Below are 25,287 nucleotides of genomic sequence, written 5' to 3'. Positions count from 1 at the left end.
TCTTCCGACATTATTCGCCGATAACAAATCTTTACTCTCTGAGCTCTCTCGCGTTCAGGAGTAAAGGGATGACTTCCAGCGTATTACCGAGCGTTTTTTTCGATCACTGCCGACACACGCTATGGGTGCGCAACGTTCCTGCCTCGCTGGACGTCCTCGCCTTCGAAGGTCAGGAGCGGCTAAGCGAACCATTCTCCTATCACATCGAATTCACCAGCACCGAACGCGACCTCCCCGCCGAAACCCTGCTCGGCCAAGACGTCTGTTTCAGCCTGCACGCGCCGCCGAAAAAGCTGCCCTTGTTAGTTTTGACGCCACCCCCGATCAAACCCCTGCGCACCCTGCACGGCGTGATCACCAGCTTCAAGCGCCAGTCCGGCTCCAACGACCAGGCCAGTTATGCAATCACCTTGCAACCACGCCTGGCCCTGCTCGCGCGCAGCCGTCAGTTCCGCATCTACCAGCACCAATCGGTGCCGCAAATCGTCGAAAGCATCCTGCGCAGCCGCCACGACTTTGAAGGCCAAGACTTTCTCTTCAGCCTCAAACGCGACTACCCCAAGCGCGAACAGGTCATGCAACACGGCGAAAGCGACCTGGCCTTCATCACCCGCCTGCTGGCGCAAGTGGGTATCTGGTACCGCTTCACCAGTGACGAGCGCCTGCGCATTGATGTGGTCGAGTTCTGCGACGATCAACGCCTCTACCAGTTCAACGTCGAACTGCCTTACCACCCACAATCCGGCCTCAGCAGCAGCGACCAGGACAGCGTGTGGAACCTGCAATCCAACCATCAGGTAGTCGAGCAACAGGTGCATTTTCGCGCCTACCACCACCGCGACGCCCGCGCGCACCTGAACGGCGACATTGACCAGACCCGCGGCGCCAAAACCACCTACGGCGAGGCCTACCACTACGCCGAACCCTACAAAGCCCTCGGCGACCGGCTGGATCAGGACGAAGACCTGCTCAGCGAAAGCGGCTATTTCTACGCGCGCCTGCGCCACGAACGCTACCTCAACGATCAGACCCAACTCAACGGCGTCACCAGCAGCGCCACCCTGGCGCCGGGCCAGGTGCTCAAAGTCACCGGCGGTGCGCCCCAGGCTTTTACACCTGGAGCGGTGATCACCGGCCTGACAACCACCGCCGCCCGTGACAGCAGCTTCATCGCCACCTTTGAGGCCATCCCCTACTCAGAAAGCGTGTGCTTTCGCCCGGCACTCAAGGACAAACCTCTGATCGCTGGCAGTATCCCCGCCCGCGTCACCAGCAACCAGGCCAACGACCCCTATGCTCATATCGACCTGGAAGGGCGCTACCGGGTGCAGTTCCTGTTCGACCGCGACAGCTGGACGCCGGGTCAGGAAAGCCTCTGGCTACGCCTGGCCCGGTCCTATGCCGGCGACACCCACGGCTTGCACCTACCGCTGATTGCCGGCACCGAAGTGGCGGTGGCCTTCGAACAAGGCGACCCCGACCGCCCCTACATCGCCCACGCCCTGCACGACAGTCAGCACGTCGACCACGTGACCTTGCGCAACTACAAACGCAACGTCCTGCGCACCCCGGCGAACAACAAACTGCGCATGGACGACACGCGGGGGCAGGAGCACGTCAAGCTGAGTACCGAGCACAGTGGCAAGAGCCAGCTCAACCTTGGGCATTTGGTGGATGGTGAGCGCCAACCGCGAGGCCAGGGAGCCGAATTGCGTACCGATGGTCATGCCGCCATCCGTGCGGGCAGCGGCATCTTCATCAGCGCTGACGCACAGCCCAAAGCGCAGGGCCAAATGCTTGAAATGAGCGCAGCGGTTGGTCGACTCCAGCAGGCGGGCGAACAGTAGGATGGGTTGTCGGTAGACGCCCAGGAAGCCCACGCAGATCCCGCCGATGTACAGGCGCAGTTGAAGTTTCTCAAGCAACACCTAGAGCAACTCAAGTCGTCCGTGCTGATGATCAGCGCGCCTGATGGTGTTGCCATGACCAGCGGCCAGCACCTGCAACTGGCCGCGCAACACGACCTCATGATCAACGCCGGGGCCGAGGCAGATATCAGCGTGGTCAAGCGGCTGTTTATCGGCGTGGGTCAAGGGATGAGCCTGTTTGTGCGCAAGCTGGGGATCAAGCTGATCGCTAATCAGGGGGCGGTAAAGATCCAGGCGCAAAACGACAAGCTGGAGTTACTCGCGCGTCACGGCTTGGAGATCACCAGTACCGAGGACGAGATTCATATCACGGCGAAAAAGAAGATCACCCTCAACGCAGGGGGCAGCTACATCACCCTCAATCCGAGCAGTATCGAGTACGGGACTCAGGGGGACTACCTCGTCAAGTCGGCGTACTTCGACTTACTGGCCCCAGCCCAACAAGCTCTGGATATGCCGCAGCTCCCTCAATTGACCGAGCATAAATCCAAGGCCAACGGGCCTGTGGATTTCTCTGGCTGATTCCTTTGCGAACCAGGAGCGAATCACATCATGGCTAACTTGTTCTCTGTGTTTTTTAACCTTCTAAACCCTGGCCGCAAGGCGCAGGTTTATGTGCCGGTTGCATTGACTTCAGCAGCGCCGCAGATACCGTTGGAAGAGGCTCCCGCGTTAACGCAAACAAATGCCAATACACTGCAACCGTTGAAAAATTGGTGCCATCCCTTTAAGGGCAAAAGCAACTCACTGCTTCAATTAACCCAAATGGCCAAGGCCGCTACGGGCTACTACCCATTGGGCCGCAATGGCCTGTGGCACGGCGGGGTGCATTTCGACGGCGGCACGGCCGGTACCTTGGATCAATCCAGCGTGCATTGCCTGGCCGACGGCGACGTGGTGGCCTACCGCATCGATGAACGCTCGCCGACCACCACTTACTTCACTGAAGAACTGTGTGTACCCAAGCCATTTTCACGTAACTTTGTGCTGGTCCGCCATCGCCTCCAAGCACCCCAGATTGAAGGGAGCCCCGACGTACCGCCGAGCCTAATCTTTTATAGCCTGTATATGCACTTGCAGGACTGGGCGGTTTATCGGAATGACCCTTCCATCCTCCGTCCGGCATTTTGGCCCGAGGGGCAGACTCGGCGGGTCAAGATGACGGTTAGTGATGTACGCACAGGTCCTCCTGAGCAACGTGGCCTGAATGTGCGTAACCAGGCGCGGGTCGGCAAGGTATTGGCGCTGCTGCCACAGGGCGCAGAAGTGACCGTCAGCGGGGAGGGTGAATACCGCAAGCTGGAAAGCACTAACGGGCCAGATATACTGAAAAAAGCCGACGGCTCACTGCTCGGTTTCCTTTCGGTTGATTATCTGGTCCCCGTCGTCGGAGATGAGTATCGGGTCAAAGCGACGCCTTCACTGCGCGTCCGCGCAGAAGCCAGCACCAGAAGCGCCGTCCTTATGGAATTACCCGACGGCACGGAAGTTACCGTGAGCGGTGAAGGTCCGTTCCGCAAGTTGGAGCGTGTTAATCAATACGTTCATTTCAACTCGCTGGAAGGCGCCCCGGAACCGCTAGCTGACCGCATCGTGGTGCTCGATCAGCCCATCCCGATCAAGGCGGGCGATTTGATCGGACACATTGGCGAGTATCAAGGCGGCAATGCCGAGCACCCGGAAAAGAAGTTGCACCTGGAAGTGTTCAGTGCCGACCACGTGGAGCCATTTATCGAGGCAAGCCGTGCCTGGGCCCAGCGACTGCCCGCCGCCAGCAAGACCTGGCTGAAATTCTCCAAGGGCACCGCAGTGGTGACGCATCAAGAGCGTTTCAACGCCACACAACCACCCACACTCAGCGCTGCCAGCACGCCCAGTGATGCTGATCTGCGGGTGCCCAAAAGCCTGATTGATGGCCTGCCGGCAGACAAAAAAATCGTAGTCACCGCAATGCCAGATCGAAGCGCCTGCAACTGGTATCGACTTGATGGGCTATTCCACGACGAGAACGGTGTGTTACTCGATGGTTGGGTGCGTGAAGAAGTGGGCGTTACACCGTGGTTCAGTCCATGGTCGTGGGAGGGCTACGACGTCGTCTTCAACTATGACTCCCCTCGGCAAACCCTGGCGTCCTTTTTTCGGGCCGTAGGCCGTTTCAGTCAGGAGCAACTCGAACGCTACGGTAACTTGGCCGATAAGTCGGATGAAGGACGAATGAAGAATCGCCTGTACGACATCATTGATCGAGAACGTGATGGAGTGGTGACGGCTGAAGAGTTACAGGCAGCGATTGCTTTACCGGCGCACGCGCAGTCGTTGTCGCAACTGATCATCCACTACGAAAGCGAGTGGCGCCACGAACCTTACAAGTGGGATGCGCTGGACGATGTAGTGGGGCATAGCGGCTCGACTCCACTTTTGAACTGGGTGGCGGAGAAGGAGCGGATCAAGGAGATCAGTTGGTGGAATGAGGTGGCACCGGAAGTGGGGTTGCCGGTGGATGGCCGGGTTTATCACTTGCATCCGGTGGGATTAGTTAATCACTTATTTATTAGTGTGCAGGGGGTTCTGAATTGCAAAAAATGCGGCGCCATGATCAATTTAACGAGAGGATTTTTTGAGGATATATGCGGCAATGCTGTCAACCCTGAATTCATTAGTGCAATGGTGGGCGCTTCCAGGAGTATGTTCAATAAATATGGTGTAAATAGTTGCGTCCAAATCACACATTTATTGGCTCAAGCAAAGAAGGAGACAGGGGGATTTGTGAGTTTTCGAGAGTCGCTGAATTACTCAAGAAGAACCTACACAGCTGATAAGCTTTATAAGCTTTCTCCGACGGTAATCAATGCAGGTTTCTCTAGGGTGGGACTCAGCTTTGTCAGTAAAGAGGAGAAGTTAAAGTGGATAGATGAGAATTTGCTGGGGAACGATGCTGCATATGGTGTGCACTGCTACGGAAGCACCGAACAGCCAGGAAAGGATTTTAGAGGGCGAGGATTGATACATCTTACTCATTATGAGACGTACAAAAAGTGCGCCAAAGAAACGGGGCTTAAAATTGATGTAATGCCGGAACTTTTAGAGAGCGACTTTGCGGTAGCTATAGAGACTGCTCTATGGTTTTGGCAAGGAAAAAATATTGCGTTAATTGCCGAAGATACTTCTCTGTCTGAGAGCGCTGCCGTAATTGCTGTGACGCGACCTATTAATGTCGGATTGGCGGGTTTGCCTGAGCGGCAACAATACAAACGAGATATTACACCTATTTTCTTTCATCACTTTGAAACTGAGTGTACTAAAAATGTTTAAGTTACTAACTTTTATGATTCTCTGTGTTTTAGTTTTGCCGGCTGCGGTGTTTGGCCGCACATGCGATGATCTTGGGGGCGGGCAAGCTTATCAACCTATGGATTTTAATGGTTCAACAGTATGCTTCGTTTTTACAAAGACTCCTACGGAGGAGGGGCAGTTGTCACGCGATCCTGATGGTATCGCAATTTACTCATTATCCAAATCTGAAAAATCAAGGCTGGTGTATGAGTTTCCATACGCAGGAACAAAAGGAAAAATCAATGATGCCTTCGCTATTTTTGTGAGTGCAGCGAGCGAAGAAATGGTTTTTTGTAATACACAGTGTGGAAGCGCCGAGAGCATGGGATGTTATAAGTGATGTTTATGATGTGAGTGTGTTTGTTTTTGAAGGCGGCGCTTTAGTTAGAGACGAGTTGCGGTCAGGTTTTTTTGATATGGGTGGAGATATGAAAGATAATGTTGGGGAGTTATCTTACGTATACCCTTATAAGGATAAGATTTCAGTCAGTAAAGCTGTGCGATCAATTTTGTTTGAGGTGGCAGGAATGCCTGTGCCCATTAGCGGTGTGGTTAAAGAAAAGTCGTTTTTATATGGTTCTGATACTGAGCCCGTGATACAGGAGCCGAGCAGAGTGTACTTGATTAAGGGTGATGAGGTAGCAGTGGAGCAATCCATGGCAGGTTGGTGCAAAGTTTCATTTGTCACAAAAGTAAAAAGGGTCCAAAAATGGATGCAATGTAAGTCAATAGCTTTTTCGGAAAGACAATGATTTGTAGGCTCTGTGAGGTTAGTTTGGTGGCTGTTTTCGGCTCGTAATGGTATGCGCCAAGCAATATGTTTAAAAGCGTATAACGATGATTGCTCTTGGGTTTTAAATGTGTTTGACAGATGTGGCTCCTGCGCAAGGTAAGTAATTTAATTGCTTCGTGAGAGAGATTAAACATGAAAAACGTTATCCGCATAGGTGACAAAACAACTGGCGGCGACACTGTTCTATCAGGATCCACTGTCATGAATTTCAGAGGCATTGGTGCCCGACCCGGTGGACTGTCTGATCCCCGGCCATGGTCGAACGGAGATTGCCGAGGGCCATCCAGCGTTTCACGACCACGGCATTCCGGTCGCGTTTCATGGGCATCGTTGCGCGTGTGGCTGCACCTTGATTTCTTCTTTGCCTCAAGTGAGTGCGAGTTAGTAATGCCGGTCAGATTGGATCAAGTCCCAGCACCGTCGCCACGACCTTCGCAGCCTAGGGGTTGGCTTTGGTTAGGCCTACTGCCACTGCTGCTTTTGCTGCTTGGTGTTTAGGACGTTTTTGTTCGGTACTCAATCGTTACGGGAGCATCCCGCGAATTTCTGGTGCATGGCTTTGGTGTAGCCGCTCTTGTGTTGGTGCTTACTGAGCTTCGGGCGTGTGTTGCTGTATTTCGTTCAACAGCAGGTCGCTGATGGGTGGGATAAGGCACGTGAAGAGGATTTAATCCAAAAAATTTGGTGCGGTCGGCGTGTGCTGCAGGTACTGGGTGTAAGTCTACACACAGCTTTGAGCGAACTGGATGCGTCGGTAACGACACTACTCAGTTCCTTGCGCGGCGAGGTCAAGGCGATCACGGCCCAGCCGTCCAGGAAAGGTCAAACTGTGTCGCGTCACAGCCGGATAGCAGGCGATGCGGATGACACTCTTGAGCAGGCGTTACTAAGGCTATTAAAGCAAGCGTCTGATTCGCGATCCAACCACCGCCGATCTTCGTCAGCAACTCAACGCGCTGGTCAAGCTGCAACCGGACCATTCCGAGCGCGCTGAACGCGCCCGGCAGACCTACGACCAGCTCAAGGCCCACCTGATGCTGGCCCGTCCGGACAAAGCCGACGCTGATCTGCTGGTCAAAACCCTGGCCAACGTCGAATCCTCCGCCCTGGTGTTGTGCCAGGCCTCTGGCAAACCCTGTCACCCACGCTTTGGCATTTCTATGGCTAGCACCTGGCCGCCAACCCCGCTTGGCGCATCGAGCAGTTTCTAAAGCGGCAATTGAGCGGCGTGTTGCGCAAGGAGGGCAGTCAGTGGGTTGTGGACCCACGTCATCGCCAAGAGTTACGTTTCAACCCGGCGTTTCTCAGCGCCATCAACCAGCTCAGCGACCTCGCCGATGTGCTCTACACCGACGGCGGCATGGGGCTGAGTTTCGAGCTGCAAGGCAAAACGGTGCGCGATGTGGTGCAGACCACCTTCATCCTCAACGGCGACCGGCACCAGTATTTCAACTAGAAGGAAAGTTGGCAGCGCTTCCACTGGCCGGGCCACAGCGACTATCCGGGCGTGAGCCTGAGCTGGACCAGCGTGCATGCCGGCGAGCGTCTGTTCGGCGACTACTCTGATACCTGGGACCTGATCCGCTGGCTGGGAAACGCCCAGGTCACGCCGTTGGACGACAATCACAGCCGCTATCGCCTGCTGCTCAAGGCGCCGGATGGCTTGAGCCTGACCTGGCACCTGCGCACGGAATTGGATGCGGGACCACTGGCGGTGCTCAAGTTGAGAGGCTTCAAGTTGCCGCAACAGATATTTCTCAGCTCAAATGACACTTGAGCCCGTTGAGTATGGTGCCGTGGGGCTTAGGTGGTCCCCGGTACATTCGGCCAAAGATCCGCCACCAGAAACAGCCGCTCCGCTTCCTGCCAATCCCCACCGTTGTGCATCATGCGCACCAACAGTTGCGCCGGCGCCATCGGATCAAGGTCGGCCAGCCAGCGCTGCATCTGCTCCTCACTCCAGATTTCCCCTGCCGGGTAATGCGCCGGCGCGAGCCAGGCATGGCGGGGCAGGGGTTGCCAGCGGCCCGGCGGGCTGGCATTGATAAAAGCCAGCCAATCGCGCTGATGCAACCAGCTCCCACGCAGATGCTGTGGATGGGCGCCGAGGGGCGGTTCGGCCTCGCCGGGCCAGGGGTACAGCAGGTAGCCGCCGAGCCACAGATGGGCGGTGAAATCCCTAATATCCAGGGCTGCCAGCATCTGCCGGCTTTGCGCGCTCGCCGAGATGGGCAGTTGATGGTCGGCCAGATGGGCCAGCTTGCGGTCCAGGCGGTCGTGACAACCGGGGCCTAGCCATTGCGCGGTATCACGGCCGTCGCCCTCTTGCGGGCCCAGGTAGAGCTTGATCGCCAGTTCCAGATGATGCACGCCGTCACGGTCGCGCAGCAGCATGTCCAGCTCCCCCAGGGTATGGCCGGCCTGGCGGATAGGCAGGTTGGCCGCGAGCAATTCCACGCCGGGCGCGTGTTGCACGGCAAATTGCCACAGGCGTTCGTAATACAGGCCCAGGCGCCGGGTACGTGCCAGGCTCAGCCAGTGCAGCAGGCGGCTGCTGTCCTGGTCCAGTTGCCGCAGCCATTGTTCCAGTGCCGCGGGTTGCTGCACCCAATCGCTGCCGGCCAGGGGATGGCGTTGCGGCCAGGGTGTTTGTTCCAGCATCGGCGGGGCGAGGATCACCCACGCCAGGTCCCGCACTTCGGGATGACGCAATTGACGGGGCAGGTACTGCAGGTCGGGAAACGGATTCATGGTCCGAGCATAGCTGTTTCCTACTCGCTGCGGGACCGTGGCGGGTGTTGAGAACCGTTGTCGTCTGGGCCCCGTGGCGACAAAGGATTTTGTCTAATGCGGCCTTTCGCCCATAATCGTTCTTTTTGCCAGACCCAAACCCTGCAGGAGCCCCATGGAGCAATTTCGCAATATCGGCATCATCGGTCGCCTGGGCAGTACCCAGGTTCTGGACACGGTCCGCCGGCTGAAAAAGTTTCTGCTTGAGCGCCACCTGCATGTGATCCTCGAAGACACCATCGCCGAGATTCTGCCGGGCCACGGCCTGCAGACCTCATCGCGCAAAATGCTCGGTGAAGTCTGCGACATGGTGATCGTGGTCGGCGGCGACGGCAGCCTGCTGGGCGCCGCCCGGGCCCTGGCGCGGCATAACGTGCCGGTGCTGGGGATCAACCGGGGCAGCCTGGGGTTCCTCACCGATATCCGCCCTGACGACCTGGAAGTCGAAGTGGCCAAGGTGCTGGACGGCCATTACCTGGTAGAAAACCGCTTCCTGCTGCAAGCCGAAGTGCGCCGCCATGGCGAAGCCATCGGCCAGGGCGATGCCCTCAACGATGTGGTGCTGCACCCCGGCAAGTCGACGCGGATGATCGAGTTCGAGCTGTACATCGACGGCCAGTTCGTTTGCAGCCAGAAGGCCGACGGCCTGATCGTCGCCACGCCCACAGGTTCCACGGCCTATGCGCTGTCAGCCGGCGGGCCGATCATGCATCCCAAGCTCGATGCCATTGTGATCGTGCCGATGTACCCCCATATGTTGTCGAGCCGGCCGATTGTGGTCGATGGCAACAGTGAGCTGAAAATCGTGGTCTCCAAAGACATGCAGATCTACCCGCAAGTCTCCTGTGACGGGCAGAACCACTTTACCTGCGCCCCCGGTGACACCATCACCGTGAGCAAAAAAGCGCAGAAGCTGCGGTTGATCCACCCGCTGGATCACAACTACTACGAAGTGTGCCGCACCAAGCTGGGCTGGGGCAGCCGCTTGGGGGGTGGAGGCGACTGATGCTCGATCCCGCGCGTAGCTACGACCTGATTGGTGACGTGCACGGTTGCGCTCATACCCTTGAGCACCTGCTCGACCAGATGGGTTACCACAAGCAGGGCGGCACCTGGCGCCATCCCTCCCGCATGGCGGTGTTCCTCGGCGATATCATCGACCGTGGCCCGCGCATCCGCGAGGCACTGCATATCGTCCACGACATGGCCGAAGCCGGCCAGGCGCTGTGCATCATGGGCAACCATGAGTTCAACGCCCTGGGCTGGAGCACCCTGGCGCCGCCCGGCAGTGGCAAGCAGTACGTGCGTGAACATTCGCCACGCCACGCGCGGCTGATCCACGAGACCCTGACCCAGTTTGAACACCACCCCGGCGACTGGCATGACTTCCTCGGCTGGTTCTACGACATGCCGTTGTTTGTCGATGCCGGGCGTTTTCGCGTGGTGCACGCCTGCTGGGATGCGGGGCTGATCGAACCGCTGCGCGGGCAGTTCCCCGACGGCTGTATCGACGAGCATTTCCTGCAGGCGGCGGCGGTGCCGGGCAGCTTTGCCTGCAATGCCTTCGATCGCCTGCTGCGCGGCACCGATATGCGCCTGCCGGACGGCCTGACGCTGACCGGTGGCGATGGCCTGACCCGTTCGTTCTTTCGCACCAAGTTCTGGGAAGACGACCCGAAGACCTACGGCGATATTGTGTTCCAGCCCGATGCCTTGCCCGACCCGGTGGCCCGTACGCCGTTGTCCTCGACCGAGAAAAACTCCCTGCTGCGCTATGGGGTGGATGAGCCGCTGCTGTTTGTCGGCCACTACTGGCGCAGTGGCAAACCGGCGCCGATCCGCCCGAACCTGGCCTGCCTGGACTACAGCGCAGTGCTCTACGGCAAGCTGGTGGCGTATCGCCTGGATCAGGAAACCTGCCTGGACCCCAACAAGTTCGTATGGGTCGATGTCGAGCGCCCTGAGGTGATTCATGAGTAACGTGGCCGTTTTACGCTTGCCGCTGACGGTTGACCTGGCTGGATTCGTCAAACTGTTGCAGCGCATGCAGGTGCCCCATCGCGTCAGCGAAGAGGCCGGCGAGCAGGTGCTCTGGGTGCCGGACGCGATCAGCGAAGACGTGCGCAGCCTGTATCAGCGTTTCCCTGCCGGCGATCCGCACCAGCAGCTGGATATTCCCCAGGAACCGGTAGCCAAGCGCGCCGGTTTTCTCCAGCAGTTGCGCCACAGCCCACTGACCGCGGGTGTGTTGCTGCTGAGCCTGATCGTCGGTGCGGTCACGATGCTTGGCGACAACTTGCAAGCCATGAGCTGGCTGACGTTCCTGAATTTCCACGTGGCCGGTGAATACCTGTACTTCACGCCCCTGGCCGACAGCTTGGCGGCGGGGCAGTGGTGGCGGTTGGTGACGCCGATGCTGATCCATTTCGGCATCCTCCACCTGGCGATGAATGGCATGTGGTACTGGGAACTGGGGCGGCGGATCGAGGCGCGCCAAGGCAGTATCAACCTGCTGGGCCTGACGTTGCTGTTCAGCCTGGCCTCCAACTACGCGCAATACACCTTTGGCGGCCCGGGCCTGTTCGGCGGCTTGTCTGGCGTGTTGTACGGCTTGCTCGGCCATTGCTGGATCTACCAGATGCTCGCGCCCAACCCGGCGTATCGCCTGCCGCGTGGCGTGCTGGTGATGATGCTGGTGTGGCTGGTGCTGTGCCTGTCGGGCCTGGTCTCGATGATCGGCTTCGGCGAAATCGCCAATGCGGCCCATGTCGGCGGCCTGGTGGCGGGTTGCATCACCGGTTTGCTCGGCGGGTTGTACAGCCACCATAAACGTAACGCTTGAATCTCTGCCCATTATTTAAAGGAAGAGTCTTATGTCCTCTTTTGCTGAAATGATCGAAAACATCACCCCGGATATCTACCAGAGCCTCAAGCTCGCCGTGGAAATCGGCAAATGGTCCGATGGCCGCAAGCTCACCGCCGAACAGCGTGAGCTGTCGTTGCAGGCGATGATCGCCTGGGAGCTGCAAAACCTGCCGGAAGACCAGCGCACCGGCTACATGGGGCCGCAGGAATGCCAATCGAAGTCGACCCCGGTGGAAAACATCCTGTTCAAGTCGGATGCCATCCATTGATTGAGATTGGCCGTGGTGCAGTCAGCAAGATGTCGGCGCAACTGGGTTCGCCGACCGTTCAATACGCTTTTCGCCTGGGCGACACCGAGGTGCCGGTCAACCCGTTGATTGGCACTCATGTGCGCCTGGAATACCTCGGTGCGATCCACTGCACCCACTGCGGGCGCAAGACCAAGACCAGCTTCAGCCAGGGCTATTGCTACCCGTGCATGACCAAGCTGGCCCAGTGCGACCTGTGCATCATGAGCCCCGAGCGCTGCCATTTCGATGCCGGCACCTGCCGGGATCCGGCCTGGGGCGAAAAATTCTGCATGACCGACCATGTGGTGTACCTGGCGAACTCGTCGGGGATCAAGGTCGGCATCACCCGCGCCACCCAACTGCCCACGCGCTGGCTGGACCAGGGCGCGAGCCAGGCATTGCCGATCATGCGCGTGGCCACGCGCCAGCAATCGGGCTTTGTCGAAGATGTGCTGCGCAGCCAGGTCGCCGACAAGACCAACTGGCGCGCCTTGCTCAAGGGTGACGCGGCAGCGGTAGACCTTGCGCAGGTACGCGACGAGCTGTTCGTCTCCTGCGCCGACGGCCTGCTGCAATTGCAGGAACGCTTCGGCCTGCAGGCCATCCAACCGGTAACCGATATCGAGCCCCTCGAAATCCGCTACCCGGTGGAGCAATATCCAACCAAGATCGTCAGCTTCAACCTGGACAAGAACCCGATTGCCGAAGGCACGCTGCTGGGGATCAAGGGCCAATACCTGATCTTCGATACCGGCGTTATCAATATTCGTAAATACACGGCTTACCAGCTCGCCGTGCATCAGTAGAAGGATTTCACGCATGCGCACCGAACAACCGAAGATGATTTACCTGAAGGACTATCAGGCGCCCGAGTACCTGATCGACGAGACCCACCTGACCTTCGAGTTGTTCGAGGACCATAGCCTGGTCCACGCGCAGCTGGTGATGCGCCGCAATCCCGAGCGCGGCACCGGCCTGCCGCCGCTGGTACTCGATGGCCAGCAGTTGGAACTGCTGAGCGTGGCCCTGGGTGACCAGGAACTGAGCGCCGCCGACTACCAGTTGAGCGACAGCCATCTGACGTTGCAACCGACCAGCGAGCGCTTCACGGTCGACACCAGCGTGCGCATCCATCCGCAAACCAACACCGCCCTGGAAGGCTTGTACAAGTCCGGCGGCATGTTCTGCACCCAATGCGAGGCCGAAGGTTTTCGCAAGATCACCTACTACCTGGACCGCCCGGACGTGATGAGCACGTTCACCACCACCGTGATCGCCGAGCAACACCGCTATCCGGTGCTGCTGTCCAACGGCAACCCGATTGCCAGCGGCCCCGGCGAAGACGGCCGGCACTGGGCGACCTGGGAAGACCCGTTCAAGAAACCGGCCTACCTGTTCGCCCTGGTGGCCGGCGACCTGTGGTGCGTCGAAGACACCTTCACCACCATGAGCCAGCGCACCGTCGCTCTGCGCATCTATGTCGAGCCGGAAAACATCGACAAGTGCCAGCACGCCATGAACAGCCTGAAGAAGTCCATGCGCTGGGATGAAGAGGTCTACGGTCGCGAATACGACCTGGATATCTTCATGATCGTCGCGGTCAACGATTTCAACATGGGCGCCATGGAAAACAAGGGCCTGAACATCTTCAACTCCAGCGCCGTGCTGGCCCGCGCCGAAACCGCGACCGACGCCGCGCACCAGCGGGTAGAAGCCATCGTCGCCCACGAATACTTCCACAACTGGTCGGGCAACCGCGTGACCTGCCGCGACTGGTTCCAGCTGTCGCTCAAGGAAGGTTTCACGGTATTTCGTGATTCACACTTCTCCGCCGACATGAACTCGGCCACCGTCAAGCGTATCCAGGATGTGGCCTACCTGCGCACTCACCAATTCGCTGAAGATGCAGGGCCGATGGCCCACGCCGTGCGCCCGGACAGCTTTATCGAGATTTCCAACTTCTACACCCTGACCGTGTACGAAAAGGGTTCGGAAGTAGTCGGCATGATCCACACCTTGCTCGGTGCCGAGGGTTTCCGCAAAGGCAGCGACCTGTACTTTGAGCGCCACGACGGCCAGGCCGTGACCTGCGACGACTTCATCAAGGCCATGGAAGATGCCAACGGCGCCGACCTGACCCAGTTCAAGCGCTGGTACAGCCAGGCCGGCACCCCACGCCTGGTGGTGAGCGAGTCCTACGACGCTGGCGCTAAAACCTACAGCCTGACCTTGCGCCAGAGCTGCCCGCAAACCCCGGACAACGTGGAAAAACTGCCGTTCGTGATTCCCGTGGCCCTGGGCCTGCTGGATGCCAAGGGCGTCGACCTACCGTTGCGTCTGGCCGGTGAAGCCGCTGCGCAGGGCACCTCGCGGGTATTGTCGGTGACTGAAGCCGAGCAGACGTTCACGTTCGTCGATATCGCCGAACAGCCGTTGCCGTCGCTGTTGCGCGGCTTCTCGGCACCGGTGAAGCTGAGCTTCCCCTACAGCCGTGACCAGTTGATGTTCCTGATGCAGCACGACAGTGACGGTTTCAATCGCTGGGAGGCGGGCCAGCAACTGGCGGTGCAGGTGTTGCAGGACCTGATCGGCCAACACCAGCAGGGCCAGGCCCTGGTGCTCGATCAACGGTTGGTCAACGCACTGCGTAGCGTGCTGAGCGATGAAAGCCTGGACCAGGCCATGGTCGCGGAAATGTTGTCGTTGCCGGGCGAGGCCTACCTGACCGAAATCAGCGAAGTGGCTGACGTCGACGCGATCCACGCCGCCCGCGAGTTTGCGCGCAAGCAGTTGGCCGACCAACTGTTCGAAGGCTTGTGGCTGCGCTACCAGGCCAACCGCGACCTGTCGCGCAACACGCCTTACGTGGCCTCGGCAGAGCACTTCGCGCGCCGCGCCCTGCAGAACATCGCGCTGTCGTACTTGATGCTCAGCGGCAAGCCAGAAGTGCTGGCCGCAACCCTGGAGCAGTTCGACGCGTGTGACAACATGACCGAACGCCTGACGGCACTGGCGGTGCTGGTCAACTCGCCGTTCGACGCCGAGAAGGCCAAGGCCCTGCAAGTGTTTGCCGAGAACTTCAAGGACAACCCGCTGGTCATGGACCAATGGTTCAGCGTCCAGGCCGGCAGCGTGTTGCCGGGCGGGCTCGCGCGGGTCAAGGCGCTGATGCAGCACCCGGCGTTCAATATCAAGAACCCGAACAAGGTGCGCGCGCTGGTCGGCGCCTTCGCCGGGCAGAACCTGATCAACTTCCACGCGGCCGATGGCTCGGGCTATCGCTTCCTGGCGGACCTGGTCATCGAGCTGAATGCCTTCAACCCGCAGATTGCCTCGCGGCAGTTGGCGCCGTTGACCCGCTGGCGCAAATACGACAGCGCCCGCCAGGCGCTGATGAAGGCGGAACTGGAGCGCATCCGCGGTTCGGGCGAGCTGTCCAGCGATGTGTTCGAGGTGGTCAGTAAAAGCCTCGCATGACGCTTGACTCACCGCTGGCTGCCTACCGACAGGCCCTGGCCGATGGTTTTGTGGCTGACGACGCGCAACGCCGAGCGGTTGAGGCGTTGCAGGCCTGCCATGCGGCATTGCACCAAGCCGCCGACGCACCGGTCACCGGGGTTTATCTGTGGGGGCCGGTGGGGCGGGGCAAGACCTGGCTGATGGATCAGTTCCACCAGAGCCTGCGGGTGCCTGCGCGACGCCAGCACTTTCATCACTTTATGGGCTGGGTCCATCAACGCCTGTTCCAATTGACCGGCACCCCGGACCCGTTGCAGGCGCTGGCCCGCGAGTTGAGTCGCGAGGTGCGGGTACTGTGTTTCGACGAACTGTTCGTCAATGACATTGGCGACGCAATCATCCTCGGGCGCCTGTTCCAGGTAATGTTCGACGAAGGGGTGGTGATGGTCTGCACGTCCAACCAGCCGCCAGGGCAGTTGTACGCCGATGGGTTCAACCGCGAGCGCTTCGTGCCGGCTATCGAGGCGATCCAGGCGCATATGCAGGTGGTGGCGGTTGATGGCAGTGAGGATCACCGCTTGCATCCGGGCACGGCCGTGCAGCGCTATTGGGTGGATCAACCCGAGGCGTTGGCCAGGGTCTTTGAGGATTTGAGCAAAGGCCAGGCCTTAAGCAGTGCACCGGTGAGCGTGGGCTCGCGTGTGATTGCCACGGTGCGGTCCAGCGAAAACATCCTGTGGTGCCGCTACGCTGACCTGTGCGAGCAACCGTTGGCGGCCATGGATTTCATGCTGTTGTGTGATCGCTATCGTGCCATTTTACTGGGCGAAGTCCCCGGCTTGAGCGCCTCGACACGCCCTGGACGGATTGCCCGTGGTACCGAGGATGGCGCCCAGCGCGTGGAGGCGGGCGACCGTGAGTTGCCGGCGCTGTCGGTGCACGACGACAGCGTGCGGCGGTTTATCGCCCTGGTCGATGAGTGCTACGACCGCAAGGTGGCGCTGTACATCGAAGCCAAGGTGCCCTTGGCTGAGCTATACACCGAGGGTTACCTGGAATTTGCATTCCGCCGCACCCTCAGTCGTTTGCAAGAGATGCAGTTGCAACGTTTTGGTCAGTGATGGCTATTTGCCCATGCTCACTGGCGTTTACTTGTTGGCTTTTTCCCGCGCCAACTTGTAGTTAATCTCCTTCATCTAACGCCTACACCGCGCTTACAATCGAGCTTTTGCGGGGAGCTCATCCCTGCCGGGCAGTTATCGAGGAAGGAAATGGAAGCCGCAGAAATACTGGTACTGCAAGCCAGCTACAGCAACCCCGTGCACGCCGAGGCCCTTGGCCTGTTGCTCAACCACTATGCACAAGACCCCATGGGCGGCGGCCACGCCTTGTCCGCCGACCTGCTGCAACAGTTGCCGGCGGAACTGGCCAAGCGCCCCCATGCGTTCAGCGTGCTGGCCTTTGTCGGCGGGGAGCCGGCCGGGTTGGTCAACTGTTTCGAGGGGTTCTCGACCTTTGCCTGCCGGCCGCTGGTCAACGTGCATGACGTGGTCGTCAAGGAAGCATTCCGGGGGCTGGGCCTGAGCCAGAAAATGTTGCAAAAGGTCGAGGAAATCGCCCGCCAGCGTGGTTGCTGCAAGATCACCCTGGAAGTGTTGGAAGGTAATGCCGTGGCACAGGCGTCGTACCGCAAGTTTGGGTTCGACGACTCAATCTTCGACCCGGCCCATGGCCGCATGCTGTTCTGGAGCAAGGTCCTCTAACGGATCATTCCCACGCTCTGCGTGGGAATGATCGGGGGTGGGGTTAGCTCTTGGGTTGCTCGGCGTCCCGCGCCTGTTCGGCAGATCCGGATTCAGTGCCCTTGGCATCGGCAGCCGCGGTCTGTTCGGCATCGCCGTGGATTTGCTTCTGGACGAAGCTGAAGTTGTTGAAGTGCTCCTTCACGCGTTCCCCGCCGCCTTCAGCGAAGGCCGCAGCGGAGGTCAGGCCCAACAGGCCGGTGAGCATCAAGGTGGAAAGTTTCATCGCATGTATTCCCATTAAAAGTGACCGGTATCTGCACCGTCCCTGATCAGATTTATGGGAATAGTTTGTAGGACGCTTATTAAGTGCGGGTTAACGTCACGCCCCTCCAGAGTTAACGTGAGGGGCGGGGTCGTTTACTTCAGCACCACATTCTGGGTGCCGGTACTGGCCTTGGGCTTGATCAGGCTGAAGTCGATCAAGGCCTTCTGCGGACGCTGGTAGGGATCGCCAATCAGCAACGGCCGTGGCTTGAAGCTATCACTGACCAGGCTGCGGCTGCGGTCCAGTTCGTCGAAGCTCAAGCCGGCCAGGTCAGCCCAGGTGTGAATCAACTGCGAACTGCTGTACGGCCGTTGCACATCACCCTGCATATTCCAGTCGTGGGTAGCGCGCCACTTCGGCGAGGCCCAGGTCATGAAGGGGATGGTGTACATCGGCGCCGTCGGCTTGCCCTCGTTGCGACCCAGGGTGTCGTGGCCTGCCGAGTCGAACACATCCTCGCCGTGGTCGGACAGGTACAGCAGGAACCCATTGGGGTCGGTCTTGGCGTAATCCTTGATCAGGCTCGACACCACGAAGTCGTTGTAGCGCACCGCATTGTCATAGCTGTTGTAGGTCGGCAACTGGTCGTCACGCACGCCGTCCGGCACGCCCTGGCGGTCGGTAAAAGTGTCGAAGCTTGGCGGGTAGCGGTACTGGTAGCTCATGTGGGTGCCCAGCAGGTGCACCACGATCAGCTTGCGCTCGGCCTTGTCGGCGAGGGCCTTGGAGAACGGCTCCAGCACGTCGCCATCGTACTGGCGGGCGTTCTGGTTGCGGTTGTTGTTGAGGTACACCTGCTCGTCGGCCTGCTCGGAGAACGTCGTGAGCATGGTGTTGCGCTTGGTCATGGTCTGCTGGTTGGTGATCCAGAAAGTCTTGTAGCCGGCCTGTTTCATCATGCTGACGATGGATGGGGTCTTGAGGTACAGGTCTGGATGCTCTTCGTCGGCAAAGGTCAGCACCTGTTGCAGCGCCTCGATGGTATAGGGGCGCGGGGTGATGACGTTGTCGAACACGTCCAGTTGGTCACGCAGCTTGTCCAGCTCCGGCGTGGTCTTGCGGGGATAGCCGTAGAGGCTCATGCGCTGGCGGTTGGTGGACTCGCCGATCACCAACACAAGCGTCGACGGTTGGCCGGCCATGCTGTCCTTGAAGTTGCTCAGGGGCGGGATCTTGCTGACGTTGTCGAGCATGCCCTGCATGTTGTTCAACTGCTGGGTGTAGCGACGATAGGCGACGATCATCTGCCATGGCACTGCAGGTTCGACACGGGTTTCGAAACCATCGATGGCCCGCTCCAGGGTGTCGTTGGTAGCGATCTGCTTGGCCAGCGGATAACCGACGATCGCCAGCACTATGGCGGTGGCTGCGACCATCGCCCGGCCCCGGGGCAGGTAGACCGGGCGTATGCGGGTCCAGAGGAAGATGGCCAGGGCGGTGTGCGCAATGAAGGCCAGTACGATCCACCAGGCAAAATACTGGGTGGCGTACTCGCCGGCTTCAGAGATGTTCGACTCGAACATGATGAAGATGACGCTCTGGGAAAATTCCTGCTGGTAAATAAAGAAATAGCCCAGGCTGGCCATGGAACAGGCCCACAACACAACACCGATCAAACCGGCCAGCAGCCGGGCGCGACGTGGGAATAGCAGCATGGGTGCCAACCACAGCGCGCTCATGAAGAACGCCTGGCGGAAGCCACTGAAACCGGAGGTGCCGGTCAGTTGGATCAGCAGTTGGGTAATGCCTGAGAAATACCAGAAAAACAGGAACATCCAGCCAAAACCTGCCCAATCAAACCCTTTTGCAGACTTCGTGCTGCGTTTGAACATCGCCATGCAGCGCTCCAACCCAATAATTACCACCGCCCATGCGTGAGGCGGCGTTCTGGCGGAGGATTATCGGGAAGGGCTGGTGAAAACTTCGTGAGTTGGATCTGAGGGAACGATCCTTTAAGGCGCCGGCAGGCCAGCGCCTACAAGGGCTCAGCAACTGATGGCTTGATTCGCGAGCTGGGCCTGCAACTGCGCGCGCAGACGGATGACTTCCTGTTGCAACTGTTCACGCTCGTCTTTCAACTGGCGCAACTCGTCGCGGCGGACGGTGACGTAGAGGGTCTGTGGCGGGCGTGTCATCTGTGCAGTGCGCATTGCTTACCTCGCAAATAGCCGGTGTGTCGCGGTGCCAGAGCGCTTGAGTCGAGGCCCTCGGCAGGAGTCAGGGGGCGATTCTGATTTCTTTTTCAGCTCAATGGAACTTTTTTATTTTTCAGGGTCGTTGTGACTTTTCAGGCGGTGATGGTGAAACGATGGCCTCTTTTTCTGATGAAACTAGTGCGATTGGCGCCGGACTAATTCGTCATTGCGCTATAAACTGTGTCACACATTTTTTTATTTGTAGTTGGGAGCATCAATACATGCAACTGGGGATTATTGGACTAGGCCGCATGGGCGGGAATATTGCGCGCCGCTTGATGCTCAATGGGCATACCACCGTGGTCTACGACCGCAATGAAGCATTCGTCAAAGGCTTGAGTGAAGAGGGCGCGACCGGCGTTGCCGATCTGGCCGCCCTGGTGGCCGGCCTGCAAAAGCCGCGGGCCGTCTGGGTCATGTTGCCGGCGGGCGAACCCACTGAAACCACGATCAACGACCTGAGCCAATTGATGGAGCCCGGCGATGTCATCATCGACGGCGGCAACACCTTCTACAAGGATGACGTGCGTCGCGGCAAGGCCCTGGCGCAAAAGGGCCTGCACTACATCGACGTCGGCACTTCCGGTGGCGTGTGGGGCCTGGAGCGTGGCTACTGCATGATGATTGGTGGCGACGCCGAGACCGTCAAGCACCTGGACCCGATCTTCGCCACCCTGGCCCCGGGCCTGGGCGACATCCCGCGCACCAAGGACCGTACCGCCACCGACGACCGTGCCGAGCGTGGCTATATCCACGCCGGCCCAGCCGGTTCCGGGCACTTCGTGAAGATGATCCACAACGGCATCGAGTATGGAATGATGCAGGCGTTTGCCGAAGGTTTTGACATTCTCAAGACCAAGAACTCGGAAAACCTGCCGCCAGAACAGCGTTTTGACCTGAACGTGGCCGATATCGCCGAAGTCTGGCGCCGTGGCAGCGTCGTATCCTCCTGGTTGCTGGACCTGACGGCCGATGCCCTGGCGACCGACCCCAAGCTCGACGGTTACTCCGGTTCCGTGGCCGACAGCGGCGAAGGGCGCTGGACCATCGAAGCGGCCATGGAGCAATCGGTACCGGTACCGGTGCTGTCCAACTCGTTGTTCGCCCGGTTCCGTTCGCGCCAGCAAAGCACCTACGGTGACAAGCTGCTGTCGGCCATGCGCTTTGGCTTCGGCGGCCATGTGGAGACTTCCAAAAAATGACGGTCAACGGCAAGAAACCCAAGGCCGAACCCGCTCCACCCACTACCTTGTTCCTGTTCGGCGCCCATGGCGACCTGGTCAAGCGCCTGCTGATGCCGGCGCTGTACAACCTCAGTCGCGATGGCCTGCTGGGCGAGGGCCTGCGGATTGTCGGGGTGGATCACAACGCTATCAGCGATGCCGACTTCGCCAAGAAACTAGAAGACTTCATCCGCACCGAAGCCGCGAGCAAGGTCAAGGGCAATGCCGAACATGCACTGGACCCACAATTGTGGGCCCAGTTGGCCAAGGGCATCAGCTACGTGCAGGGCGATTTCCTGGACGACGGCACCTATGCCGACATCGCCAGCAAAATCGCCGGCAGCGGCACTGGCAACGCGGTGTTCTACCTGGCCACCGCGCCGCGCTTCTTCAGTGAAGTGGTGCAGCGCCTGGGCCGGGCCAACCTGCTGGAGGAAAGCCCCGAGGCTTTCCGCCGCGTGGTGATCGAAAAGCCGTTCGGCTCCGACCTGGCCACCGCCGAGGCGCTGAATGCCTGCCTGCTCAAGGTCATGAGCGAAAAGCAGATCTATCGCATCGACCATTACCTGGGCAAGGAAACGGTACAGAACATCCTGATCAGCCGTTTTTCCAACGTGCTGTTCGAAGCGTTCTGGAACAACCACTACATTGACCACGTGCAGATCACTGCTGCCGAAACGGTCGGCGTGGAAACCCGGGGCAGTTTCTTCGAGAACACGGGCACCCTGCGCGATATGGTGCCCAACCACCTGTTCCAGCTGTTGGCAATGATTGCCATGGAGCCACCCGCTGCCTTTGGCGCCGACGCGGTACGCGGCGAGAAGGCCAAGGTGATTGGCGCGGTGCGCCCTTGGTCCCTGGAGGATGCGCGGGCCAACTCGGTACGCGGCCAGTACACCGCCGGCGAAATCGGCGGCAAGGCGCTGCCTGGCTATCGGCAAGAGGCCAATGTGGCGCCGGACAGCAGCACCGAGACCTTCGTGGCCCTCAAGGTGATGATCGACAACTGGCGTTGGGTCGGCGTGCCGTTCTACCTGCGCACCGGCAAGCGCATGAGCGTGCGCGACACCGAAATCGTCATCTGCTTCAAGCCGGCGCCCTATGCGCAGTTTCGCGACACCGACGTCGATGAACTCAAGCCGACCTACCTGAAGATCCAGATCCAGCCCAATGAAGGCATGTGGTTCGACTTGCTGGCGAAAAAGCCCGGGCCGACCCTGGACATGGCCAACATCCAACTGGGCTTTGCCTACAAGGATTTCTTCGAGATGCAGCCGTCCACCGGCTACGAAACCCTGATCTACGACTGCCTGACCGGTGACCAGACGCTGTTCCAGCGCGCGGACAACATCGAAAACGGCTGGCGTGCGGTGCAGCCGTTTCTCGATGCATGGCAGGAAGACGACGGGATCCAGGCCTACAAGGCCGGCGAAGATGGCCCGGCGGCGGCAGATGAGTTACTGGCTCGCGATGGCCGCGCCTGGCATAGCCTCGGATGAGTGAGGCCGCGATTCAACCCATCCGTTTTTTGTTGAGTGATATGGACGGCACCTTGTTGTTGCCCGATCACAGCCTCAGCCAGCGCACCATCGACGCCGTGCGTGCGCTGCGCGAGGCCGGGGTGTTTTTCAGCCTGGCCACCGGGCGGCCGCCCAGGGCGATGTTGCAGCAGATCGAAGCATTGGGCGTCGACGTGCCCACGGCCGGGTTCAATGGCGGCACCCTGGTCAACCCCGATGGCAGCATCCTGGTCGCGCACCATCTGCCAGAAGAAGCCGCGTTGATCACGTTGGCGCTGTTAGGCGATCAACCCGAAGTAGAAATCTGGGTGTTTGCCGATGGCGACTGGCTGCTGCGTGATCCTGCGGGTCCCATGGTGCCTCGGGAACAGCATGGCTTGGGCTATGCGCCGGTGGTGGTGGAGAGTTTCGGGCCGGTCCTGGGGCGGATCGACAAGATCGTCGCCGCCAGCGCCAATGCCCAGTTGTTGATTGAACTGGAGGCGCAGTTGCAGCCCAAGGTCGCAGGACTGGCCGAGGTCTCGCGTTCGCAGCCGGTGTATCTCGATATCACCGCGATGCAGGCCAACAAGGGCGATGCCCTGAAAACCCTGGCCGCTCATCTTGGCGTGGCGCTGGAGCACACAGCGGCCATCGGCGATGGCGGCAATGACCCGGCGATGTTCCAGGTGGCCGGGTTATCGATTGCCATGGGCCAGGCCGAAGAGGCGGTCAAGCGTCAGGCCGATGTGGTCACCGGCAGCAATATCGAGGACGGCGCCGCCCAGGCAATTGAGCGGTTTATCCTTCACAGCCAGTAACTGACCGCATACCAGCCCAGCACGCCCATCACCACGGTGTACGGCAGCGCCATCCACACCATGCGCCCGTAGGACAGGCGGATCAGCGGCGCAATCGCCGACGTCAGCAAAAACAGGAATGCCGCCTGGCCATTGGGTGTCGCCACGCTGGGCAGGTTGGTCCCGGTGTTGATCGCAATGGCCAGGGTCTCGAAATGCTCGCGGCTCATATGGCCGGACACAAACGCCTGCTTGACCTCGGTGATATAGATCGTCGCCACGAACACGTTGTCGCTGATGGCGGATAACAGGCCATTGGCAATAAACAGCATGCCCGGCTGTTGTTCGGCGGGCAGTGCCAGTACCCATTGGATCAATGGGGTAAATAGCTGCTGATCATGAATCACCGCGACCACCGCGAAAAACACCACCAGCAACGCGGTAAAGGGCAGGGCGTCCTTGAAGGCATTGCCGATGCGATGTTCTTCGGTAATCCCGGTAAAGGCGGTGATCAGCACGATCACCAGCAGGCCGATCAAGCCAACCTCGGCGACATGAAAGGCCAGGCCGGCGATCAGGATCAGTGCAGCCAGGCCCTGGACAATCAGCGCTGCCCGCTGGCGTGGGGTGCGTTCGGCGTTGTCTTCACGGGCGTAATCGGCCAGCACCTGGCGCACGTTGTCCGGCAGTAGCGTGCCGTAGCCAAACCAGCGCAGTTTTTCCAGCAGCACGCAGGTGACCAGGCCCGCTACCAGCACCGGCAGCGATACCGGGGCAATGCGCTGGAAGAACTGGCTGAAATTCCAGCCCATCTCATGGCCGATCAACAGGTTCTGTGGCTCGCCTACCAAGGTACACACACCGCCGAGGGCGGTACCGACGGCGCCGTGCATCAACAGGCTGCGCAGGAAGGCGCGAAATTGCTCAAGGTCGGCGTGGTGCAAGCTGGGCAGATGGCGATCGTCGCTGTACTGGCTGTCCTGGCGCGGATCATTGCCCGATGCCACGCGGTGATACACCGAATAGAAGCCCACGGCGGCACTGATAATCACCGCAGTCACCGTCAAGGCATCGAGAAAGGCGGACAGGAAGGCCGACAAAAAGCAGAACATCAGCCCCAGCAGCGCCTTGGAGCGTACGCCCAGCAGCAGGCGCGAAAACAGGAACAGCAGCAAGTCCTTCATAAAGTAGATACCCGCCACCATGAACATCAGCAGCAGGATCACCGGGAAGTTATGCAGCAACTCGTCGTACAGCGCCTGGGGCGTGGTCATGCGCAGCAACAGCGCCTCGACCATCAACAGCCCGCCGGGCATCAACGGGTAGCAGTGCAGCGCCATGGCCAGGGTGAAAATGAACTGGGCCACTAGGAGCCAGCCGGCGGTCACCGGGCCGAATACCCAGAGCACCAAGGGGTTGAGGATCAGGAACGCGAGAATGCAGGCCTTGTACCAACGAGGCGAGTGCCCAAGGAAGTTATGGGCGAAGGCCTGGGCCATTGATCCGGACATGGGGTGCTCCTGGGGGCGAGAAGTGCGCAAGGTGCCCGAGGCTCACTGGAAGATCAAGTGATCATGGCATGGCTGCTATATAAAGAAGGGCGATACGAAAGTTTCAGGCACCCAAAACACGTGGCGAGGGTTGAACTCACTCGCCACAGGTTTAATAGTCTTAACAAGTTGCAGCCGATATAAGAAGCGACGGTATGTCGCAGTAGCTGCGTTAACTTACTTGGGCATTGCCCAGGATTGAAGTTGATAACCTTCGCCATTCAATTCGGCGCGGGCTTGCAGCAGCAGGGCTTCCAGTTGCTCTGGATCGGAGTAGGTGCTGCTGGAAATCAGTTTGCGCCCGATGCGGGTTTCGGTGCGGTCGATCACGGCCAGGCTAAGTGCGCCAGTACCGTCTTGTAGTGCCCAGGCTACGCATTGAAAGGGTTCAAAGGCATGGCCGGCGATCAGCAGTGCTTCGTTGAAACGGAGCGGGGCGTTCATGGGGTCTTCTCTCTAAGTGCCCAATCAAAAGATGTGCCGTCGGTTGGG

The 25,287-nt window shown here is 59.4% G+C and carries 24 protein-coding genes and 1 pseudogene; 19 read left to right on the top strand and 6 right to left on the bottom strand.

Translation table 11 applies throughout. The features are described from left to right. Positions 1-68 precede the first annotated feature (68 nt). The 8 genes and pseudogenes from ACSSVH_RS13635 to ACSSVH_RS13600 all read left to right on the top strand — a co-directional run. Positions 69-1,847 carry a type VI secretion system Vgr family protein gene (locus tag ACSSVH_RS13635; protein ID WP_492633316.1) on the top strand — a complete coding sequence of 593 codons (1,779 nt, stop codon included), beginning with the start codon at positions 69-71 and terminating at the stop codon, positions 1,845-1,847. 6 nt (positions 1,848-1,853) lie between these two features. Then, positions 1,854-2,450 carry a DUF2345 domain-containing protein gene (locus ACSSVH_RS13630; RefSeq protein ID WP_492633315.1) on the top strand — a complete coding sequence of 199 codons (597 nt, stop codon included), beginning with the start codon at positions 1,854-1,856 and terminating at the stop codon, positions 2,448-2,450. Positions 2,451-2,480: 30 nt separating this feature from the next. Then, a complete protein-coding gene (locus ACSSVH_RS13625; RefSeq protein WP_492633314.1) occupies positions 2,481-5,240 on the top strand; it encodes a glycoside hydrolase family 19 protein in 2,760 nt (919 codons plus the stop codon). Next, positions 5,233-5,601, top strand: coding sequence for a hypothetical protein (locus ACSSVH_RS13620; RefSeq protein WP_492633313.1), 369 nt, complete (start codon positions 5,233-5,235; stop codon positions 5,599-5,601). The genes ACSSVH_RS13625 and ACSSVH_RS13620 overlap by 8 nt, the downstream gene beginning before the upstream one ends. A gap of 16 nt (positions 5,602-5,617) precedes the next feature. Then, entirely contained in the window at positions 5,618-6,013 is a 396-nt protein-coding gene (locus tag ACSSVH_RS13615) for a hypothetical protein (RefSeq protein ID WP_492633312.1), read from the top strand. Positions 6,014-6,274: 261 nt separating this feature from the next. Then, positions 6,275-6,439, top strand: coding sequence for a PAAR domain-containing protein (locus ACSSVH_RS13610; RefSeq protein WP_346343077.1), 165 nt, complete (start codon positions 6,275-6,277; stop codon positions 6,437-6,439). 649 nt (positions 6,440-7,088) lie between these two features. Then, positions 7,089-7,265 carry a hypothetical protein gene (locus tag ACSSVH_RS13605; RefSeq protein ID WP_262386243.1) on the top strand — a complete coding sequence of 59 codons (177 nt, stop codon included), beginning with the start codon at positions 7,089-7,091 and terminating at the stop codon, positions 7,263-7,265. Next, a pseudogene (locus ACSSVH_RS13600) lies at positions 7,247-7,831 on the top strand (type VI secretion IcmF C-terminal domain-containing protein); the annotation flags it as partial. The gene ACSSVH_RS13605 and the pseudogene ACSSVH_RS13600, both read left to right, overlap by 19 nt. A 26-nt stretch (positions 7,832-7,857) precedes the next feature. Here ACSSVH_RS13600 and ACSSVH_RS13595 read toward each other — a convergent pair. Further along, positions 7,858-8,805, bottom strand: coding sequence for a DUF1853 family protein (locus ACSSVH_RS13595; protein WP_432754184.1), 948 nt, complete (start codon positions 8,803-8,805; stop codon positions 7,858-7,860). Between the two features lie 154 nt (positions 8,806-8,959). Between ACSSVH_RS13595 and ACSSVH_RS13590 the strand changes: the two genes are divergently transcribed. The 8 genes from ACSSVH_RS13590 (at position 8,960) to ACSSVH_RS13555 (ending at position 17,221) form a co-directional block, all read left to right on the top strand. Beyond that, entirely contained in the window at positions 8,960-9,850 is an 891-nt protein-coding gene (locus ACSSVH_RS13590) for an NAD(+) kinase (protein WP_010210870.1), read from the top strand. Continuing rightward, positions 9,847-10,824, top strand: coding sequence for a metallophosphoesterase (locus tag ACSSVH_RS13585; protein WP_170041613.1), 978 nt, complete (start codon positions 9,847-9,849; stop codon positions 10,822-10,824). The genes ACSSVH_RS13590 and ACSSVH_RS13585 overlap by 4 nt, the downstream gene beginning before the upstream one ends. Further along, positions 10,817-11,686: a rhomboid family intramembrane serine protease gene (locus ACSSVH_RS13580; protein WP_492633311.1), complete on the top strand. Its 870-nt coding sequence runs from the start codon at positions 10,817-10,819 to the stop codon at positions 11,684-11,686. Before ACSSVH_RS13585 ends, ACSSVH_RS13580 begins: the two co-directional genes overlap by 8 nt. Before the next feature lie 31 nt (positions 11,687-11,717). Then, complete coding sequence (locus tag ACSSVH_RS13575) at positions 11,718-11,978, top strand: YeaC family protein (RefSeq protein ID WP_029291449.1); 261 nt, start codon at positions 11,718-11,720, stop codon at positions 11,976-11,978. Then, entirely contained in the window at positions 11,975-12,805 is an 831-nt protein-coding gene (locus ACSSVH_RS13570; RefSeq protein WP_178123663.1) for a DUF2797 domain-containing protein, read from the top strand. Before ACSSVH_RS13575 ends, ACSSVH_RS13570 begins: the two co-directional genes overlap by 4 nt. A gap of 13 nt (positions 12,806-12,818) precedes the next feature. Then, positions 12,819-15,476 carry an aminopeptidase N gene (gene pepN / locus ACSSVH_RS13565; RefSeq protein WP_492633310.1) on the top strand — a complete coding sequence of 886 codons (2,658 nt, stop codon included), beginning with the start codon at positions 12,819-12,821 and terminating at the stop codon, positions 15,474-15,476. Next, on the top strand, positions 15,473-16,579 hold the full coding sequence (zapE, locus tag ACSSVH_RS13560; protein WP_492633309.1) for a cell division protein ZapE: 1,107 nt from the start codon (positions 15,473-15,475) through the stop codon (positions 16,577-16,579). Before pepN ends, zapE begins: the two co-directional genes overlap by 4 nt. Before the next feature lie 150 nt (positions 16,580-16,729). After that, on the top strand, positions 16,730-17,221 hold the full coding sequence (locus ACSSVH_RS13555) for a GNAT family N-acetyltransferase (RefSeq protein WP_169951944.1): 492 nt from the start codon (positions 16,730-16,732) through the stop codon (positions 17,219-17,221). A gap of 43 nt (positions 17,222-17,264) precedes the next feature. On the opposite strand, the gene ACSSVH_RS13550 is transcribed toward ACSSVH_RS13555, so the two are convergent. The 3 genes from ACSSVH_RS13550 to ACSSVH_RS13540 form a co-directional block, all read right to left on the bottom strand. Further along, positions 17,265-17,486 carry a hypothetical protein gene (locus tag ACSSVH_RS13550; RefSeq protein ID WP_170041327.1) on the bottom strand — a complete coding sequence of 74 codons (222 nt, stop codon included), beginning with the start codon at positions 17,484-17,486 and terminating at the stop codon, positions 17,265-17,267. Positions 17,487-17,620: 134 nt separating this feature from the next. After that, on the bottom strand, positions 17,621-19,366 hold the full coding sequence (locus ACSSVH_RS13545; protein ID WP_170041328.1) for a phosphoethanolamine transferase CptA: 1,746 nt from the start codon (positions 19,364-19,366) through the stop codon (positions 17,621-17,623). A gap of 147 nt (positions 19,367-19,513) precedes the next feature. Continuing rightward, positions 19,514-19,663: a DUF6026 family protein gene (locus tag ACSSVH_RS13540; RefSeq protein ID WP_222931746.1), complete on the bottom strand. Its 150-nt coding sequence runs from the start codon at positions 19,661-19,663 to the stop codon at positions 19,514-19,516. Between the two features lie 281 nt (positions 19,664-19,944). Between ACSSVH_RS13540 and gnd the strand changes: the two genes are divergently transcribed. Genes gnd through ACSSVH_RS13525 form a run of 3 tightly spaced genes read left to right on the top strand, consistent with a single transcriptional unit; the run spans position 19,945 to position 23,266 of the window. Further along, on the top strand, positions 19,945-20,925 hold the full coding sequence (gene gnd, locus ACSSVH_RS13535; RefSeq protein ID WP_169951938.1) for a phosphogluconate dehydrogenase (NAD(+)-dependent, decarboxylating): 981 nt from the start codon (positions 19,945-19,947) through the stop codon (positions 20,923-20,925). Next, positions 20,922-22,445, top strand: a complete 1,524-nt coding sequence (gene zwf / locus ACSSVH_RS13530; protein ID WP_492633308.1) for a glucose-6-phosphate dehydrogenase — start codon at positions 20,922-20,924, stop codon at positions 22,443-22,445. The genes gnd and zwf overlap by 4 nt, the downstream gene beginning before the upstream one ends. Continuing rightward, positions 22,442-23,266: an HAD family hydrolase gene (locus ACSSVH_RS13525; RefSeq protein ID WP_492633307.1), complete on the top strand. Its 825-nt coding sequence runs from the start codon at positions 22,442-22,444 to the stop codon at positions 23,264-23,266. Before zwf ends, ACSSVH_RS13525 begins: the two co-directional genes overlap by 4 nt. Here the strand turns inward: ACSSVH_RS13525 and nhaB are convergent. Together nhaB and ACSSVH_RS13515 are read right to left on the bottom strand one after the other, a co-directional pair. Beyond that, complete coding sequence (gene nhaB, locus ACSSVH_RS13520; RefSeq protein ID WP_169951931.1) at positions 23,254-24,756, bottom strand: sodium/proton antiporter NhaB; 1,503 nt, start codon at positions 24,754-24,756, stop codon at positions 23,254-23,256. The two genes, ACSSVH_RS13525 and nhaB, sit on opposite strands and share 13 nt — an antisense overlap. Positions 24,757-24,972: 216 nt before the next feature. Then, complete coding sequence (locus ACSSVH_RS13515; RefSeq protein ID WP_170057275.1) at positions 24,973-25,239, bottom strand: hypothetical protein; 267 nt, start codon at positions 25,237-25,239, stop codon at positions 24,973-24,975. Positions 25,240-25,287: the final 48 nt, after the last annotated feature.

The sequence above is a fragment of the Pseudomonas sp. HC1(2025) genome (assembly GCF_058742075.1).
Note: the sequence above shows the minus strand (reverse complement) of the source record. Positions and strands in the feature narration are given on the sequence as shown.